Below are 17,451 nucleotides of genomic sequence, written 5' to 3' on the forward strand. Positions count from 1 at the left end.
GTTTTTCGCTCGGTTTTCCGTGTTAAGCGCGCAACTCACCCAAACCCATTAGTCGCTTTCGAGCCATCCACAGGTTCGACAGGGCGAACAGCGTGGTCAGTTGGGCCGTGTTTTTCATCAGCCCACGAAAGCGTACTTTCACGTAACCAAACTGGCGCTTGATGACCCGAAACGGATGCTCGACCTTGGCGCGTGTCTGCGCTTTGCAGTACTCGATCTTGCGCTTGGCTTTGTACAACAGGCTGCGTTTGTTCAGCTTGGAATACGTGCTGCGCCGCGCCGCGATTTGCCAGATCACGTTACGATTTTCGTGCTCTTCACGCTTCTCGACACCGGTGTAGCCAGCGTCCGCATAGACCGCGTTTTCTTCCCCGTGGAGCAGTTCGGCGACTTGAGTGACATCGGCCACATTGGCCGCAGTGCCATGGACGTGATGAACCAGTCCAGACTCAACGTCAGCGCCGATGTGGGCCTTCATACCGAAGAAATACTGGTTACCCTTCTTTGTCTGATGCATCTCGGGATCACGCTCGCCGTCTTTGTTCTTGGTCGAGCTTGGGGCATGAATAATGGTGGCATCGACGATGGTGCCCTGGCGCAGCGACAGGCCTTTTTCCTGCAAATAACCGTTGATGACCGCGAGGATTGCAGGAGCCAGTTGATGTTTCTCCAGCAGGTGCCGGAAGTTCATGATCGTGGTGTCTTCCGGTATCGGCGCACTCAACGTCAGGCGTGCAAACTGGCGCATGGGGGTGATTTCGTAGAGCGCTTCTTCCATGGCCGGATCACTCAGGGAGAACCAGTTCTGCAGCAGGTGAATGCGCAGCATGGTTTCCAGCGGATAAGGTTTTCTGCCACCGCCGGCCTTGGGGTAGAACGGTTCGATCAGGCCCAGCAGACCTGTCCAGGGGACGACCTGATCCATCTCGGCGAGGAAGCGTTCGCGGCGTGTCTGCTTGCGCTTGCTGGCATATTCGAAATCGGAAAAGCTCATCTGGCTCATGGGAGGCTCGGATCAGGTGGTCAGGCGATTTTCGCATAACCGGGACTTGTTCGGAGATTCCCTAACAGGTATCCGGCATAATTGGCTGATGCAGCCAATGTCCCGTCATGCAGGCTCACTATGCCCTCGTGAACCATCGCAGGGTAGACACCGGTATAGGCAAAACGTCCAAAGCCCATGCCAATGGCCATCACCATGGCCGCAGCGATAGCAGACCATAGCAAGCTTTGACCTTGATTATTTTGTGCCGGTAACGGCTGGTTGTGCATCACTTTGATCTCAACTATTGCTTTCCAGCCAAATCGGCTAAAACAAATACGGATGTTTTAGCCGCTGATCTGGAGGTATGTGCGATTGCACTTGGCTTGAAGCACCGTGCGTCAACAGCTCTGTTGCCTGGTCAGATGTTTGCCTTTCAACTTCACGCCAAGGCTTGCGCCGGGCCGAAAAACTCATACCGGGCCTGATTCTCTGGCACTCCCAGATCCTTCAAGGCCCGTTTCATGAATGCCATGAAGGGTGTGGGGCCCAGAAAATAAGCGTCGACATCGCGGTCGGCAGGCAGCCATTTTTCAAGGTGAGTGATTGAGGGAAAGCCAATGGCGTCCGGCGTGTAGACCTCATGATCGGCCCGCTCCGCGTAAACGACATGCGCCTTGAACAGCGGATAGCGTTGTTGCCAGTCTCGCAAGAGGACTGAGAACGCATGCGCCTGACCATTACGCGCATAGTGAATGAAGGTGACTGGTCGTTCGCCGGACTCCAGCGCTTGCTCGGCCATTGCCAGCGTTGGCGTGATACCGACGCCGCCGCTGATAAGTAGTAGTGGCCTGGTATGGTCGCTAAGTGTGAAATTCCCGGAAGGAGGGAACACATCGAGCGTGCTTCCCTCTTCCACATGATCGTGCAGATAAGTAGACGCGAGCCCGCCCTGCTCACGCTTGACGCTGATTCGGTATAAAACACCGTCAGCCTGCTCACTCAACGAGTAGTTACGTCGCACCTCTTGGCCATCGATCATGAGCCGCACGCCGATGTACTGTCCGGCCTTGTGCTTGATAACGGGCTGATGATCAGTAGGCGCAAGATAAAACGACGTAATTTCAGCGCTTTCGGCCACCTTTCTCTGGACGGTGAACGGACGCGCACCCCGCCAGCCGCCCGGTGCAGCAGCGATGGCGTCGTAGGCACTCCGCTCACCGGCAATGAGGATGTCTGCGAGCTGTTGATAGGCTGCGGCCCACGCTGCGATGACTTCATCTGTTGCGGTTTCTGCGCCCAGTACCTCGCGGATAGCCTGCAAAAGGCAGGCGCCGACTATAGGGTAATGCTGGGGAAGTATCTGCAGTGCCACATGCTTGTTGATTATCTGGCTCGCCGGCCCGCCCAGGTTTTCGAGCCTGTCGATGTTCCTCGCGTACATCAGCACGCCATTGGCAAGCGCACGGGGCTGCGACCCGTTAGCTTGATTCGCCTGATTAAACAACGGACGCACTTCAGGGTGCATGTCGAGCATGAGTTTATAAAAATACGTGATCAGCGCTTCCCCTCCGGTTTCTAGCAGAGGCACAGTTGCTTTGATGATGTCGCGCTGGGCTGAGGTCAGCATGGTGGGCTCCAGAAGGTAAGCATCTATCCCCTTGGCTAGAGCAACCGCCGTGCCAGGCATAAAAGCCTTGTAAAACAGCAATTCGAAGGCATATAGAGTCTTTATGACTGTGTTATTAAGACCTGATCCGTGAAAAAAGATGTCATTTCGACTCATCAGTTGAAGGCGTTGCACGCCCTCCTTCCTCTCTTGGGTGATTTAGCCGTAGAGCTGTCTGCCGAACACCGTTATTACCGCGTGCTGGATGCGTTGCGAGAGCTTGTCCCCTCGGATGCTCTGGCATTATTGCGCCTGGAGCGGGGCGAACTTATTCCTGTCGCAGCGCACGGCTTGGCCAGTGACGCAATGGCCCGACGCTACCGTGTCGCCAACCATCCTCGACTGAACGCGATCATTGAAGCCAAGGGGGCCGTGCTGTTCCCCTCAAACTGTGATCTCCCGGACCCCTATGACGGACTGATCGGTTCAAGCGCCTTGCCCGTGCACGACTGCATGGGTTGCTCATTGCGGATCAATGACAAAACCTGGGGGGTTCTGACCCTGGACGCCCTGACCGTTGGGCAGTTCACTGAGCAGGATCTGCAAACCGTCGAGACCTTTGCCGTGTTCGCGGCGGCGACCGTCGTGGCGGCCTCCCAATTCGATGATCTGTTGCGCACCGTTGCCGGAGAACGGAAACGGGCAGAAGCCTACCGACTCTCTGCACGCAGGCCCAAGCCTGAAATGATCGGCAACAGCGACAGTTTCAGGCAACTCATCTCTGAAATCGATCTGGTCGCTTCAAGCGACCTCACGGTGTTGATTACCGGCGAAACCGGAGTAGGTAAAGAACTGGTTGCCCAGCGGCTACACGATCTCTCGGCGCGAGCGGACAAACCGTTCATCACGGTCAATTGCGCCGCGCTTCCTGAGCACCTGGTCGAAAGCGAGCTTTTCGGGCACGTCAAAGGCGCCTTTTCGGGGGCCATCGAAAATCGGCTGGGTAAATTTGAAGTGGCCAGCACCGGCACGCTGTTCCTGGATGAGATCGGCGAGCTTCCGTTGGCCGTGCAAGCCACCCTGCTTCGCGTACTTCAGGGCGGCCAGCTGTTGCCGCTGACCGAAAACTGACCCAGTAGAGGCTGTTCTGCCGACTGAAAACTGACCCAGGTGTTCAACTGCTTCTGCTCACTTTTTGAGCAGGAGAACACAGGGTGATCAGCATGGAAATGTTGGGAAAAATCCGGCGGATGTACTTCCGCGACAAGCTCTCGCTGCATCAGATAGCCAAGCGTACCGGGCTGTCGAGAAACACCATCCGAAAATGGGTCAGAGCGCCCGAAGCCAATCAACCAGCGTACCAACGGTGCGCATCCTTCAATAAGCTCAACCCTTTTCACGAGACCTTAGAGCAGGCGCTCAAGGCTGATTCGTTCCGGCCAAAACACAACCGTAGGAGCGCCAAGGCACTTTTTGAGCAGATCAAGGCCGAGGGTTATGACGGCGGTTACAGCCAGCTCACGGCGTTTGTCCGCTCTTGGCGGTGCGAGCAAGGCAAGTCTGTACGCGCTTTTGTACCGCTGACTTTTGCCCTCGGTGAGGCCTTTCAGTTTGACTGGAGCGAAGAAGGCCTGCTGATCGGTGGCCTGTTTCGACGTATCCAGGTCTCCCATATGAAGCTGTGCGCAAGTCGCGCGTTCTGGTTGGTTGCGTACCCCAGTCAAGGCCACGAGATGCTGTTTGATGCCCATACACGTTCGTTTGGAGCGTTGGGTGGCGTGCCACGTCGCGGCATCTACGACAACATGAAAACGGCTGTCGACAAGGTTAACAAAGGCAAAGGCCGCACGGTCAATGCCCGGTTTTCCGTGATGTGCGCGCACTATCTGTTCGATCCGGACTTCTGCAACGTGGCCTCTGGCTGGGAGAAAGGCATCGTCGAAAAGAACGTGCAAGACAGCCGGAGGCGAATCTGGCTCGATGCTCAAAATTGCATGTTCCATACCTTCGAGGAGCTGAACGTCTGGCTCGGCCAACGCTGTCGTACGCTCTGGGCTGAACTTGTACATCCGCAGTACAACGGTTTGACGGTGGCAGAAGTCCTGGAGCTGGAGCAGGCTGAAATGATGCCAATGCCGACGGCCTTTGATGGCTACGTGGAACGCACCGTCCGTGTCTCTAGCACCTGCCTGATCAGCGTGGCGCGCAATCGTTATTCGGTGCCTTGCGAGCGTGTGGGTCAATGGGTCAGCAGCCGTTTGTACCCTTCGCGAATCGTGGTCATTGCCGACGAAACGGTGATCGCCAGTCACGAGCGCCTCTTTGATCGAGATCAGATCGGTTTTGACTGGCAGCACTACATCCCACTCATCGAACGCAAGCCTGGTGCACTGCGCAATGGCGCTCCATTTGCTGATCTGCCAAAACCGTTACAGCTTCTTAAACGCGGACTGAGGCGTCACACCAACGGTGATCGAATCATGATGCAGGTACTGGCTGCTGTGCCCATCGCCGGTCTCGAACCAGTGCTGGTGGCGGTGGAGCTGGTACTTGAATCGGGAAGTCTGAGCGCCGATCACATCCTCAATGTCGTTGCCCGCCTGACCTCCACCGCACCACCTCCCTGTGTAGAAACCAGCCTGCAACTCAAAGTGGCGCCGGTTGCCAATACAGCACGCTACGACCGGCTCCGTACGACCGATGAGGAGAATCGCAATGCGTGACCTAATGACTGAACTCAAAGAACTGCGCCTGCACGGCATGGCCAGTGCTTGGGAAGAACTGGTCTCTCAAGGAACAGCGTCGACGGCTTCATCGAAATGGCTGCTGGAACATCTGCTTCAGCAGGAACATGCGGATCGCGCGGTGCGCTCGGTGAATCATCAGATGAACATGGCAAAACTCCCCATGCACCGTGACTTAGCTGGCTTTGACTTCAGCGCTTCCAGCGCTGATGCCCGGCTGGTCAGCGATCTATCCAGCTTGGCGTTCACTGAAACCGCGCAGAATGTCGTGTTCATCGGCGGCCCTGGCACCGGGAAAACACACCTGGCCAGTGCCTTGGCTGTATCCGGAATCACGGCCTACAACAAACGCGTGCGCTTCTTTTCCACGGTGGATCTGGTGAATCTGCTGGAGCGTGAGAAGTACGATGGCAAGGCAGGGCGAATCGCCCAGGCACTGCTGCGCACAGACCTGGTGATACTGGATGAACTCGGATATTTGCCCTTCAGCCAAAGCGGTGGCGCCCTGTTATTTCACCTGCTGTCCAAACTGTACGAACACACCAGCGTGGTCATCACCACCAACCTGAGCTTCTCGGAATGGTCGAGTGTGTTTGGCGACGCCAAGATGACCACCGCGTTGCTGGATCGGCTGACACACCACTGCCACATCGTCGAAACGGGCAACGAGTCCTACCGCCTACAACACAGCACATTGGCTGCCCAGACAAAGATCAAAACACGCGAACGAAAGCGAAAGGACGGAAATGATATCGAGGACGATGAGCCATTTTGATCCGCACCATAAATGCCCTGCTGCATGCGGTGGGGCTTGATGCGTCTTCAATCGGAACACTGCTGCTAAGCTTATCCACAATTGCTGGGGCAAAAATCAGCAATCCGTCCTGGGTCAATTTTCAATCGGCAGGGTGGGTCAGTTTTCAATCAGCGCCAACAGTGTCGATCTCACCCAGCCAGCGCCTGCAAGTCATTGATTTCTATGCGGATAGATACTTATCCGCATGTTCCAAACTACACCATATCAGCCAATAATCAGACCTCGAACCATGACAAAACGAGGTGTTCGGCATGAATACGGAATTACTGAAATCGCCGATTTTATCGGCTCGAAAATCGAGAATACGTACTGCCCTTGTTTTAGCTATGAAAAGCACAAGCCTTAGTGTGGGTCTCTACCTGGCACCACCCCCCGCATATGCCATCTACTGCTCAAACTGCTCGACGTTCTATCAACAGATGTTTGAGTACGCCGAGGCAGTCAACACGGCGCTGAACACTGCAGAGCAGCTTCAGACGCAGATTCAGCAGTATCAGAATATGGTCACCCAAGGCACGGGCTTGCCAAGCACCATGTTTGGCAGCATCGCGGTCGATCTTAAAAACGTGGCCAACCTTTACACCCGTTCGCAGTCCCTAGGCCGCCAGATCCAGAATATGGACTCTCAGTTCAACACCGCTTTCCCCGGCTTTCAGTCCTACCTAAATCAAGCCGCGAACTCAGCAGAAGTACCAGCTCATGAGCGCTATCAGAAGTGGTCGGAACAAGGCAGCAACAACGTAAAGACGGCACTCGAGGCGGCAAACCTCAATACCAGCAAGTTCGAGTCTGAAGACATCCAGCTTGATCGCATGGTGGCCCGTTCGCAGTCAGCCGCAGGTCGCATGCAAGCTATACAGGCGGGCAACGAAATCGCCTCCCAGAACGTGCAGCAACTGCAAAAACTGCGCGATCTGATGGCCACCCAAATCAACATGCAGGGCAACTACATGGCCCAGCAAGGCGACCGGAAGGCCGCTAGCGAAGCGGCTGAACAGCAGTTTGAAGCGCGGAAAAACACACGCGGCGGCGTGAAGGAGTACTGAGAATGACTATTTCGAAATGGCTCACCGCGTTGATGTGCGCCGGGTCTGCACTAGCTGGTTCCATGGTCACCGTGGTGGTTCAAAGCAACAGCGAATGTACTGCCGAGGCTGAGCAACAACGTCAACAGCGTGGCGCTGATGCTTCATTTGAGGCGCGCCCGAACACTCGCGGCGGCGTGAAGGAGTACTAGCTATGGATCGTCGTCTATTGTTGTTCCTCGCCTTGGCTGGTGCGTTCGTGGGCAAAGATGCTGTGGCCGCGACCGACCTTTCCCATGCCGATACATCAATTCAGGGCCTACTCGACCTCGTTTTGCAACAGTCGCACCAGTGGTCAGGGAAGCTGTATGACTATGCCATCAGACTGTTCTGGCTGCTGGCCTCGATCCAGTTCATCTGGACGTTCATGCCTCTGGTCATGAAACAAGCCGATTTCGGCGAGATTGTCGGCGAGCTGCTGCGCTTCGTGCTGGTGATCGGTTTCTTCCTTGCAGTCATGAAGTACTCGGTGGAATGGTCGACGGCCATTGTCGATAGCTTCCGTGATGCGGCGGCATCGGCGAGCGGCCTCGGGCGCGCGTTAGAGCCCGGCGATATGCTGGCAGTTGCGCTGGATTTTGGCCGCACCATGGTGGAAGGCATTTCAGTGTTTTCTCCAGCCAAGGGACTTCTCATCGCTGTGTGCGCAATCCTTGTGTTGGCATGTTTCGCCTTCATCGCTGCATTCATGTTTGTCACGCTGGTAGAGTCTTACGTCATCATCAATGCTTCCGTGTTGTTCTTCGGCTTTGGCGGTTCGCAATGGACGCGGGACTTTGCAATTGCGCCGATGCGCTTCACCGTTGCGATTGGCGCCAAGCTATTTGTACTGACCCTGATTGTCAGCCTGATCGTACAGTCGGCAAAACAATGGTTGGCCGCCTATACCAATGATGAAGCATCATTGATGACGATGGTTGGTTTGGCCTTGGTGTGCTGTTACCTCACGAAGACAATTCCTGACCTGATCGGTGGCATGATTAGCGGGACGTCAATGGGCGGCGGCTCGGCCATTGGTGGGATGGCTGTGGCCGGTGCTGCCGGGGCGGCGGCTCCTGCTGCTGCCCTCGGTGCTGCCGGCACTGGTAGCGCAGCCGGCGCCGGGGCGGCGGGTGTCGGTGGACTCGGCGGCGGCGGTCTGGCGGGGGCGATTAACTCCAGCTTTGCCGGTGCCAGCTCCGCAGGTGGTGCCGCGTCGTCTATGGGCTCAGCGGCGTCCTCCGGCGTGGGTGCCAGCACCGGCGGCGCAGCGGCCAAGGGTGCCAGTTCCGCAGGCGCGAAGGTCGGCGGCAGCTCCACCAATTCTCCCGGGCAGGCGTCGGCCGCGCCGTCCTCTCCAAGCAGCGGCGTACAGCAGGCCGGAAAGACCGCGCAGGGCAACGACGACAAAGACCAGCAGACAACACCCAAAGGGGGAGTTGTCAGCTCCGGCAGCGCGCTTTCCCAAGCGGCCGACGGTGGCGCAAAAATGCTCGGCGTGATGGCCTCGATAGCAGTGCCAGGTATGGAAAATGCGCACGCCTTGTCTCTTGGTGCAGGATCTCCGCAACCCTTTCCCGACGATACCTACTCGACCACTCCAGCCAATGAAGCAGAATCGGCCGCAGAAGCTTCACAAGCAGAGCCTAACGTCATCCGTCCGGCCTCGGAAACTAACTCTACTCCTGGACGCCTCGCCTCACTCAAGGTGCCGGGCGCGACCTCGAACAACGATCAATCGGAGAAATAACCATGATGGACGTTCTGATATTCGCTGGATTCGTAGTATTAGCTTCGACGTTCGCAGTCGGCATGTGGGCGCTCGGCAGGTGGCTGCGTAGCAAGGGCTATGGGCCGCAGCTCGATAGGCTGGATCATCAATATACGGCCTTGCAGCTTCGAGTAAGCCCGCTTGCCTTGTCGGCTTCCTACCGTATGTTTGCGGGGATGCAGACCATGAATCGTTTGCCTCTGCTGGGCAGTAAGAGTAGCGCCGTTCTGAACCGGCAAGTGTTGATGGCCATCCAAGCGGCTCAGGAAGCGCAGAAACGAGAGCGTCGCGGCAGTCGCTGATTGCCGATTGCTGAGCTATCAATAACAACCCCGCCCGAGCGCGGGGTTTTGTTTTCCGAAGTTACGCTCTTATCTTATGCCCATTTCTGAACGGATCGTTTACCACCTTCAACCATCAATGCGGACGAAGAGCAGTAATGGCGCGGAGGGATCCGCCATCAGTAATACGCACGGACCTGTCTCAGTCACGCAACCAGCAGAAATCGACCCTCTGCATAACCTCACAGCGTTTGGCTAAAGGTACGCGAAAGCCAGTCCCAATATTCGAAGCAAACGACCTACCCGTATAGCTACGTTTTTTCAGGAGCAAGATTGTAGATATTGTTCTCAACAATCCAATTCACATGAGCTGAAAGCCCATCAAGATCCGGATATATCGAAGAAATATTAATCCCATAAAAATTCAGGTCTTCAAGGAGCATTTTTCTGTACTCCTTTGATATGGTGATTATTTCAAGCTCTTCATTTTCGCGCATTAGTTCATCAATGGCTTTTTTAGGGTCTGGACTCACTGTAAAAACTCCGCCCTGCCTAATTATTCGAGGAACAACCCCAGTTGGCTTGAATTTCCCCGCACTTTTAACATCGAATGGGCTTTTGGTTTTTTTGCTATCAAACTCCCATAGACACTTATAGCAGAATATTTTTGCATCTCGATCCGGAGCTCCTTCTGATACCGCAAAAAATGCAGCTACCAAAGGATTATAGCTCCAGTCCAACAGCCTAGTCGCTAGACCATGGTGCTGAGCAATTGCAAGCCATTCCCACTCGCTCTCAGGTCTCTCTTTTATGAATTCATTTGCGCGACGTACCCAAGCCTTGAAGATATTTTGTTCATTTGATTTTGAATATGGTAAACGCCCAGACTTAGGTTTTAGCTCCCACGAAGGATCAGCGTGCCCCCTGAATATCCAAGCGCTATTATTCTTGTATTTTTCAAAAGCTTTATGAAGCTCTATAAAGTTATTAATAATCATAATGGCTCGACAATAAACTTTGATTGGGTGACAAGCCACGTCGAGTAGCTTGTCATTCGGGTAAAAAGCTTCTGAGCTTCCTGTAGGTCCCTACCTAGCTAGAATAGCTAGCGCGACATCACCAAGTGAAGAGTACGACAAAGGTGACGCTGGTCCCTACGGACTTCTAGATTTCAAAAGCAGCAGTGCTGACGCTACCCACATCGTCCGTGTCTTGACGGAAAGAGAGGCAGATGCCAATTTAACATCAAAGCGAAAGGTCAAGGAGTGACATGTGAAGATCACCATCAACGTGTTCATGCTCAAAGACGGGCTAACCGCCCAAAACGCTCTTTCCGATGAGGTCAACTTGCGACCTATCGCTTTTTCGTTGGGCGATGCTGATTGCCTCTTTTACTACCAGAAAAATCCTTCCCATCCTAAATGGACGCAGCTATTCAGTGCCATCCCAGAAGTGGCTGGTCTCGATCTTACCGACAGATCACTTAAAGCCCTCCTCGTCCTGGCAGTCCATGGCAGGGTCTTTTGCTTCACTTTTGGCCACGCCAGACACATGATCAATCAGCTAGCCATTGAGCGTTATTTCGGGCTGCGCACGGCGCTCAGTTTGACTGATCCACTACTGATCAAATCCGTGGAAAAGTCTAATATCGATCGCACGCCCCTGCGCTCAAAGGCTCAGTCATCGAGGCTGCTATCGATTTCGGAGTTCGATTTCAAGTTCGACTCGGAGATCTTGAAATCGCTAACCGGCATCGTGCAGAGCGATCAGGATGAGGATGAGTACGTTAGCGGTTCGGACTCATTGGCGTTGCATTCCGATGTAAGCCTCGAAGACCTCCCGGAAATCGCGCTTCGACTATTGACGGCGTACGAAGACGAGCATTGCAAGGAAAAATACCCTTGGATGGACTTCATCGTCCCAGTACGCGACTCCGCACTCATGGGCCAACTGGATGGGCTTTTAGTGGTTGCGATAAATCAAGAGCAGTTCGACCGCGTCCGTGCGGCGCCACCCGAGCTACTTGGCAATGACATAAGCGGCTTCGGCTATGTGAAACACAGCGCTCGATCTCGCAACGGCCCGACGATCGCATTCGACCTAGATCTGCGGCAGGCGCTGCTCGCCAAGCACCTTCTGCGGGGTATCTCCCGCCAGGCACTGGCATCCGAATGTATCTACCTTTACGGGGCAGATGAGCACCGTATTGCCACGTGGCCTCTGTATACGTGCCTTGAGGCGGAGATCGAGCACGAGGGAAAAATCTATTTGCTCAGCGAGGGTGATTGGTACCAGATAGACCGCGATTACACTGAGCAAGTGAATCGCTTCTTTGACGCTGCAGTTCCATGCAACCTGGTGTTTCCTCCGTATGGCACCGACCACGAGGGCGCTTACCTAAGACGCATCGCAGATAACATAAACTTCTATCTGCTGGACCAGAAATTAGTGAGGTTGATGGGCGCTGGCGGCCCATTCGAATTTTGTGACCTGCTGACGCCGGATCACCACATCATCCACGTCAAGAAGTACTCATCGTCGAGCGTTTTTCCCAGGCCTATGTGTCCGCTGAAGCCCTTATCAATGCCCCAGACGTTGTTACTCAGGTGAACGGCTATCTGGCGGAATTGGGTAGTTTCCAGTTTTCCTTCAATCCTGTCACACAACCGCGCAACAGAATCGTTTTCGCTATCATGCAACCCAACGAGACCTTGCACGTACCATTTTTCTCAAAGGTTAACTTCCGGCAGTTCGCCCAAAGGCTCGGTGCAATGGGCTACCAGGTTGAGGTTTGTAGAATCAGTAATTGACCCATTCTGCCTCGATCAACTCCGTTCAGCTTGCCGGTCAATTCGATGCAGGCGTTAAAACAGTGGCAATGCGTACTGATGCTCAGGTGCAGACCAATGACCAGACGCCCTCTAACTCAGCGAAAACAAGCGACCATCCAAATGCCCGGAGGCTTCGCCATTAGTAATACGGACGGACTTGGTACACTGATTTTATGGGGTGTTTATGTACCTCGACACAGCCATAACTGATACGCCCATTTGCTTGGCGATTGCTCGCACGCTCAAACCTTCAGCTCTGAGGGCTTGCGCCTTTACCAACTTGGCGTTAGCCGCTTCGAGGTAGGTTTCTCGGTCTCTGACTCCGGCGGCGCGCCTACGGATCTCGTGGCGCTTCCTATCACGCTCTCGGGCCATCTCCGAACTGATGATCGTCTTGAGCTGCCGTTGCTCATCCGTAGTGATTCCAAACAGGTTTATGAGGGTATCGTTCTTGGGCGTGTATAGCGATGGATAGTCCCTGCCTCCGAAGTTGACCCGCTCGCCGGATTCGTAAGCTTTGGCCTTGCTGAACAAGGTCATCAGCTCTTTGGAGCGGCTATTCCATTGCGGATCTAGCTCACGGGCCAGCGCTGAGGCTTCGTGATACATCTGTTTGCTGTTGGTTGCACCGGACAACAACAGGAAGTTCAAGCGCCAAAACAGGTGTTTCATCCGGCTGCCTTCGCTGACACCACCGCGCAGCTCAGCGAGCTTGCGCAGGTCTTCGAGGCGGTCCCACGCGAGCTTGCGGCCTGAGAATCCGTGTAGATTGTCAGTCTTGCCTGCGGATTCCACGACTATCCGGACACCCATTCCACCAACATCCGGACACTGATTCCATGCTGATCCGGACACTCATTCCACAAGCATCTGGACACCGATTCCACGGCCATCCGGACACTTTCAGGCAGGCAGCAACGCAGGACTATTCACTACTATCGACCTCTTTTTTCGAAGCGAAGAGGTCGTCGTGGAGCGTTTATCCATGCGTAAAATCCGAGAGGTACTACGCCTAAAGTTCGACGCTGGCCTGTCCGTGCGCAAGATCGCCGCCAGCTTATCCATCGGCCATTCGAGTGCAGGGGATTACCTTTGCCGGTTCGCCGCCAGTGGGCTTCAGTGGCCCATCGATATTTCTGACGCGGAGTTGAATCGACGGCTGTTTCCACCGGCAGTGCCAGTGCCGACCGACCAGCGCCCAATGCCTGACTGGGCATGGGTACACGCGGAGTTGCGCCGCCCCGGCGTCACTTTGGCCTTGCTCTGGCAGGAATATCGACTCGCTCACCCGCAAGGCTTCCAATACAGCTGGTTCTGCGAGCACTACCGCCTTTGGACCGCCAAGGTCGACGTGGTCATGCGCCAGGAGCATCGTGCTGGCGAAAAGCTGTTCGTCGATTACGCCGGGCAAACAGCGCCGGTCATCGACCGACAAACCGGCGAGATCCGTCAGGCTCAGATCTTCGTCGCCGTTCTCGGCGCGTCCAGCTACACCTTTGCCGAGGCCACCTGGTCGCAGAAACTGCCCGACTGGCTGGGCTCGCACGTCCGATGCTTTGCTTTTTTCGGCGGCACAACGCAGATCCTGGTGCCCGATAATCTGCGCAGTGGCGTGACTAAAGCGCACCGTTACGAGCCGGATATCAACCCCAGCTACCGCGATCTGGCCGAGCATTACGGCGTCGCCGTCTTGCCTGCTCGCTCGCGCAAGCCCAAGGACAAAGCCAAGGTCGAAGTCGGCGTGCAAGTGGTCGAACGCTGGATCCTGGCGGTGCTGCGCAACCGCCAGTTCTTCTCGCTTGGCGAACTCAACACAGCCATCGCGCTACTGCTGGATCGCCTCAACCACAAGCCCTTCAAAAAGCTGCCCGGCTCACGCCGGTCAGCCTTCGAGGCCATCGACCAACCGGCCCTGGAAGGCCTGCCGGAACACCCGTACGTCTATGCCGAATGGAAAAAGGTACGCGTCCATATCGACTATCACGTTGAGGTCGATGGCCACTTTTACTCGGTGCCGTACCAGCTGGTGAAGCACCAAGTCGAAGTGCGGCTCACGGCCCAGACCGTCGAGTGCTTCCACGCCAACCAGCGCGTGGCCAGCCACCTTCGCTCGCAGCACAAAGGCCGCCACACCACCCAAACCGAGCACATGCCCAAGAGCCACCGCGAGCACGCCGAATGGACACCGCAACGGCTGATCCGCTGGGCAGAGCAGACCGGGCCTAACACCGCCGGCGTCATCACCTACATCCTCGAACGCCGAATCCATCCGCAACACGGCTTCCGCGCCTGCCTGGGCATCCTGCGCCTGAGCAAACAGCACGGCGAAGCGCGGCTGGAAGCCGCGTGCCAGCGGGCGCTGGCACTGGGCGCATGCAGCTACAAAAGCCTCGAGTCGATCCTGCGCCAAGGGCTGGAGCGCCTGCCGCTGGCCCAGCAAAACCTGCCGCTGCTGCCTGACGAGCACATCAACCTGCGTGGCCCGGGCTACTACCACTGACCTGAGAAAGGAGCTTCGAAATGCTACCGAATCCAACGCTCGACAAGCTACAAACCTTGCGCCTGCACGGCATGATCAAGTCGCTGGGCGAACAACACGCAACGCCTGATATCAATGATCTGAGCTTCGACGAACGCTTCGGTCTGATGGTCGATCGCGAGCTGACCGAGCGCGAAGACGCCCGCCTGACCACCCGCCTCAAAGCCGCGCGGTTGCGCCACAACGCCTGCCTGGAAGACATCGACTACCGCAGCCCGCGTGGCCTGGATAAGGCCTTGATCCTGCAACTGGGCAGCGGCCAATGGCTGCGCGATGGCCTGAACCTGATCATCGGCGGGCCGACGGGCGTAGGTAAAACCTGGCTTGCCTGCGCGCTGGCTCACAAAGCCTGCCGCGACGGTTACAGCGTGCGCTATCTGCGTCTGCCGCGCTTGATGGAAGAACTAGGCCTGGCCCACGGCGATGGCCGCTTCGCCAAATTGATGGCCGGCTACGCCAAGACTGACCTGCTGATCCTGGACGACTGGGGCCTGGCACCGTTTACCGCCGCGCAACGGCGCGACATGCTTGAGCTGCTGGACGACCGCTACGGCAACCGCTCGACGCTGGTGACCAGCCAAATGCCAGTGGACAAATGGCATGCGTTGATCGGCGATCCGACCTTGGGCGATGCGATCCTCGACCGGCTGGTGCATAACGCTTATCGAATTGAACTGAAGGGTGAATCGATGCGCAGGCGCGCAACGAAATTGACGGCGGCAGGGGCTTCAGACTAACAATGCAAACCTGCGTCGCTGCGCTCCGACTGCCTGTCCGGATAAGCGTGGAACGAGTGTCCGGATGTTGGTGGGCTGAGTGTCCGGATGACGTGGAATTCGCAGTCTTGCCACCGGGCACCAAAAGGAAACGCCTGGATTTGCGCTTGGCCCGCTCTGTCTGCTCCTGCCGTTGCTGCTCGATTGTCCAGCGAGCGGTTGGTAGCAGGACATCAGCTAGATACTCGAAGTTATAGCGGACGGGCTGCCCGTCGGTGTCGTTCGTGACGTGAACAACGCGGCAGACTTCACCGCTCTTGCTGTTGACTGTCTCGATGGTCCGTAGAACGCGGCTTGCATCTTTGGCCATCGGATCGGCACCGACATGTGCGAGGCGATCCACTAGGTAGCGCTGGCACGCATTCCAGCGTGGCAAAGCGTGACGCGGGATAGTGCCATCGAGTAGCCATTTCGCTTGGATGCCCCGGCCGCTGTAGATCAGCACAGACGGTGCAGGTAGACCATCTTCCGCGCAGAAATAGAGCACCGATGCCGCCAGTTGGTCAGGCGTGCGGCCTGCCAGCGCGGGTATGCGGTAGGTATCAAGATCGGTGAACAACAACCCCAGGCGAGCGAGGTTCACTACCCGGCGATTGGGGCGGATGAATTCGGCCTGAGACATCCAAGTATCGCGAGTGTTGTCCACCAGATTGAGTATGGTGGGCATATCCGCGAGCCGGTGGGACGATTGACGCTTTTCGCCACGAACGTCAACCAGTAGCGAGAAGAACCCGCTCCTGTTGCTGTCATGGTACATCTGCGCCTCGTCCTGAGAGCTGAACAGCGCAAGCTGTGAACGTTGAAGTTGAGCGCGGGAAGTTCGCACATGCGGCTGCGGCATGGGCCCTGAGTCGGGCCCGACCCACACTATTCAGGCTCCAATTCCGGGTCTGGGAGCTGGGCCAGAAGCCTTGCACGCATCAATCCATTCTTCGACTTCAGCCAAATCCCAAGCGACATTTCGACTGGTTAACGCAATACGGCGCGGGAATTCGCCCCGCTGCTCCATGTTGTAGATCGTGCGCTCTGCTAGCGGGATCATCGCATGCAATTTCTTACGGTTGATGAGTGTCTTGCTCTTTGGTTTGGTCTCCATGGGGTCGCTTTCCTTCGAAGTTGTCAGATGCTTGACAATGCCTTCGAGCGCCAGAACCAGGGCGCAAAAAAGTTAGAATTTGGTTGTCAATCAGAGCTATCATCGGAGGATGGGAAAACACTTAAAAACGTCGAGCACCTACGACCCGCTTTTGCAAATGCTGGTTAGAGAGAGCGACACATCGTCGGATCGCATCCGGGCCAAGTTGAGTAACCGATACGAGTGGTGCTTCTGCGAGCTATGTTGGCGCTCCACCGAATATGTGATCAGCATCGCGGCGCCGAAAGTCTTCAAGCGCCTAAAGCGCGGGAATATCAAAGCAGTTCCATTAACGGAGTCTGTTCGCACCGAAGCTCAGAAAAAAGCCGATGCCTTGGTGGATCGATACGAACGGGCATTGAATGGGGAGTTCGGCAGGTATGAGCCCCCTCGAATGTTGTCGAAGTACTGTGACATTCAGGAATTACGCGGGGACTTTTCGATAACAGCATTTCGTGAGCACGTGGAGCGCCGAATGCTCGTTTCTACTTGGGCGCAACACGGTGAATTACTAAGGCCTGCGGCCCTACCCGGCCAACCAGAGGGGTCAGCTAAACCGAGCAAACTCTATTGTGAGGCCCACAATCCGCGACGTAGCGATGAGGCACGCCGCGCTTACCAACGCGATAGGAGGTTCGTGCTGGATTATGAGGATTTGATTGCAAAAATCTGGTCTCAAGAAGCTGCTTTCCTTCCAAGCTGGGATATCGAGACCCATGCCGAGGTCAGAAAAGAGGCATACCGCCTTCTCCAAGCACTGAAGTCACCAACTAGCACGATAGATGATCTGTTGATGCAAGGAATTACAAGTCAGGCTGAAATCGCCCGGCAGCTTGGCGTATCACGCCAAGCTGTTTCTGCGGCCATCAAGCGACGGTCTGGAAAGCAGGCATCATCATAAA

General features: G+C 55.8%; 14 protein-coding genes and 3 pseudogenes. 11 read left to right on the forward strand and 6 right to left on the reverse strand.

The features are described from left to right. Positions 1–22 precede the first annotated feature (22 nt). The 3 genes and pseudogenes from AC4ANK_RS21790 to hmpA form a co-directional block, all read right to left on the reverse strand. On the reverse strand, positions 23–1,003 hold the full coding sequence (locus AC4ANK_RS21790; protein WP_044424202.1) for an IS5 family transposase: 981 nt from the start codon (positions 1,001–1,003) through the stop codon (positions 23–25). Between the two features lie 29 nt (positions 1,004–1,032). After that, positions 1,033–1,272, reverse strand: a pseudogene (locus AC4ANK_RS21795) (YbfB/YjiJ family MFS transporter); the annotation flags it as partial. Between the two features lie 152 nt (positions 1,273–1,424). Further along, positions 1,425–2,612, reverse strand: coding sequence for an NO-inducible flavohemoprotein (gene hmpA, locus AC4ANK_RS21800; protein WP_057425446.1), 1,188 nt, complete (start codon positions 2,610–2,612; stop codon positions 1,425–1,427). A gap of 129 nt (positions 2,613–2,741) precedes the next feature. On the opposite strand from hmpA, the pseudogene AC4ANK_RS21805 reads away from it, so the two are divergent. The 7 genes and pseudogenes from AC4ANK_RS21805 to AC4ANK_RS21835 form a co-directional block, all read left to right on the forward strand. After that, positions 2,742–3,701: pseudogene (locus AC4ANK_RS21805) on the forward strand (sigma 54-interacting transcriptional regulator); the annotation flags it as partial. Positions 3,702–3,814: 113 nt separating this feature from the next. After that, positions 3,815–5,314: an IS21-like element ISPsy20 family transposase gene (istA, locus tag AC4ANK_RS21810; RefSeq protein ID WP_122302115.1), complete on the forward strand. Its 1,500-nt coding sequence runs from the start codon at positions 3,815–3,817 to the stop codon at positions 5,312–5,314. Further along, the gene (gene istB, locus AC4ANK_RS21815; RefSeq protein ID WP_031598096.1) at positions 5,307–6,110 is read left to right on the forward strand and encodes an IS21-like element ISPsy20 family helper ATPase IstB; all 804 of its coding nucleotides are present in this window, start codon (positions 5,307–5,309) and stop codon (positions 6,108–6,110) included. Before istA (AC4ANK_RS21810) ends, istB (AC4ANK_RS21815) begins: the two co-directional genes overlap by 8 nt. Positions 6,111–6,403: 293 nt before the next feature. Beyond that, complete coding sequence (gene trbJ / locus AC4ANK_RS21820) at positions 6,404–7,198, forward strand: P-type conjugative transfer protein TrbJ (protein WP_081029271.1); 795 nt, start codon at positions 6,404–6,406, stop codon at positions 7,196–7,198. A gap of 2 nt (positions 7,199–7,200) precedes the next feature. Beyond that, positions 7,201–7,389: a hypothetical protein gene (locus tag AC4ANK_RS21825; protein WP_057442669.1), complete on the forward strand. Its 189-nt coding sequence runs from the start codon at positions 7,201–7,203 to the stop codon at positions 7,387–7,389. Positions 7,390–7,391: 2 nt separating this feature from the next. Beyond that, positions 7,392–8,966 (forward strand): P-type conjugative transfer protein TrbL, encoded by a 1,575-nt coding sequence (gene trbL / locus AC4ANK_RS21830; RefSeq protein ID WP_460384500.1) that lies wholly within the window; start codon positions 7,392–7,394, stop codon positions 8,964–8,966. A 2-nt stretch (positions 8,967–8,968) separates the two neighbouring features. After that, positions 8,969–9,289 carry a hypothetical protein gene (locus tag AC4ANK_RS21835; RefSeq protein ID WP_031599091.1) on the forward strand — a complete coding sequence of 107 codons (321 nt, stop codon included), beginning with the start codon at positions 8,969–8,971 and terminating at the stop codon, positions 9,287–9,289. 290 nt (positions 9,290–9,579) lie between these two features. On the opposite strand, the gene AC4ANK_RS21840 is transcribed toward AC4ANK_RS21835, so the two are convergent. Next, a complete protein-coding gene (locus tag AC4ANK_RS21840; RefSeq protein ID WP_031599092.1) occupies positions 9,580–10,266 on the reverse strand; it encodes an FRG domain-containing protein in 687 nt (228 codons plus the stop codon). Positions 10,267–10,564: 298 nt separating this feature from the next. On the opposite strand from AC4ANK_RS21840, the pseudogene AC4ANK_RS21845 reads away from it, so the two are divergent. Continuing rightward, positions 10,565–12,078: pseudogene (locus AC4ANK_RS21845) on the forward strand (TIGR04141 family sporadically distributed protein). 192 nt (positions 12,079–12,270) lie between these two features. On the opposite strand, the gene AC4ANK_RS21850 reads toward AC4ANK_RS21845, so the two are convergent. After that, complete coding sequence (locus tag AC4ANK_RS21850) at positions 12,271–12,894, reverse strand: helix-turn-helix domain-containing protein (RefSeq protein WP_230851537.1); 624 nt, start codon at positions 12,892–12,894, stop codon at positions 12,271–12,273. Between the two features lie 190 nt (positions 12,895–13,084). Between AC4ANK_RS21850 and istA (AC4ANK_RS21855) the strand changes: the two genes are divergently transcribed. Continuing rightward, positions 13,085–14,599 (forward strand): IS21 family transposase, encoded by a 1,515-nt coding sequence (gene istA / locus AC4ANK_RS21855; RefSeq protein WP_054082386.1) that lies wholly within the window; start codon positions 13,085–13,087, stop codon positions 14,597–14,599. A 20-nt stretch (positions 14,600–14,619) separates the two neighbouring features. Then, the gene (gene istB, locus AC4ANK_RS21860) at positions 14,620–15,375 is read left to right on the forward strand and encodes an IS21-like element ISPsy14 family helper ATPase IstB (protein ID WP_002552598.1); all 756 of its coding nucleotides are present in this window, start codon (positions 14,620–14,622) and stop codon (positions 15,373–15,375) included. A gap of 910 nt (positions 15,376–16,285) precedes the next feature. On the opposite strand, the gene AC4ANK_RS21865 is transcribed toward istB (AC4ANK_RS21860), so the two are convergent. Further along, positions 16,286–16,510: a helix-turn-helix transcriptional regulator gene (locus tag AC4ANK_RS21865; protein WP_031597374.1), complete on the reverse strand. Its 225-nt coding sequence runs from the start codon at positions 16,508–16,510 to the stop codon at positions 16,286–16,288. Between the two features lie 79 nt (positions 16,511–16,589). On the opposite strand from AC4ANK_RS21865, the gene AC4ANK_RS21870 reads away from it, so the two are divergent. Further along, on the forward strand, positions 16,590–17,450 hold the full coding sequence (locus AC4ANK_RS21870; RefSeq protein ID WP_460384494.1) for a hypothetical protein: 861 nt from the start codon (positions 16,590–16,592) through the stop codon (positions 17,448–17,450). The last annotated feature ends 1 nt before the right edge of the window (position 17,451 follow it).

The organism is Pseudomonas sp. Pmew2 (genome assembly GCF_058129885.1).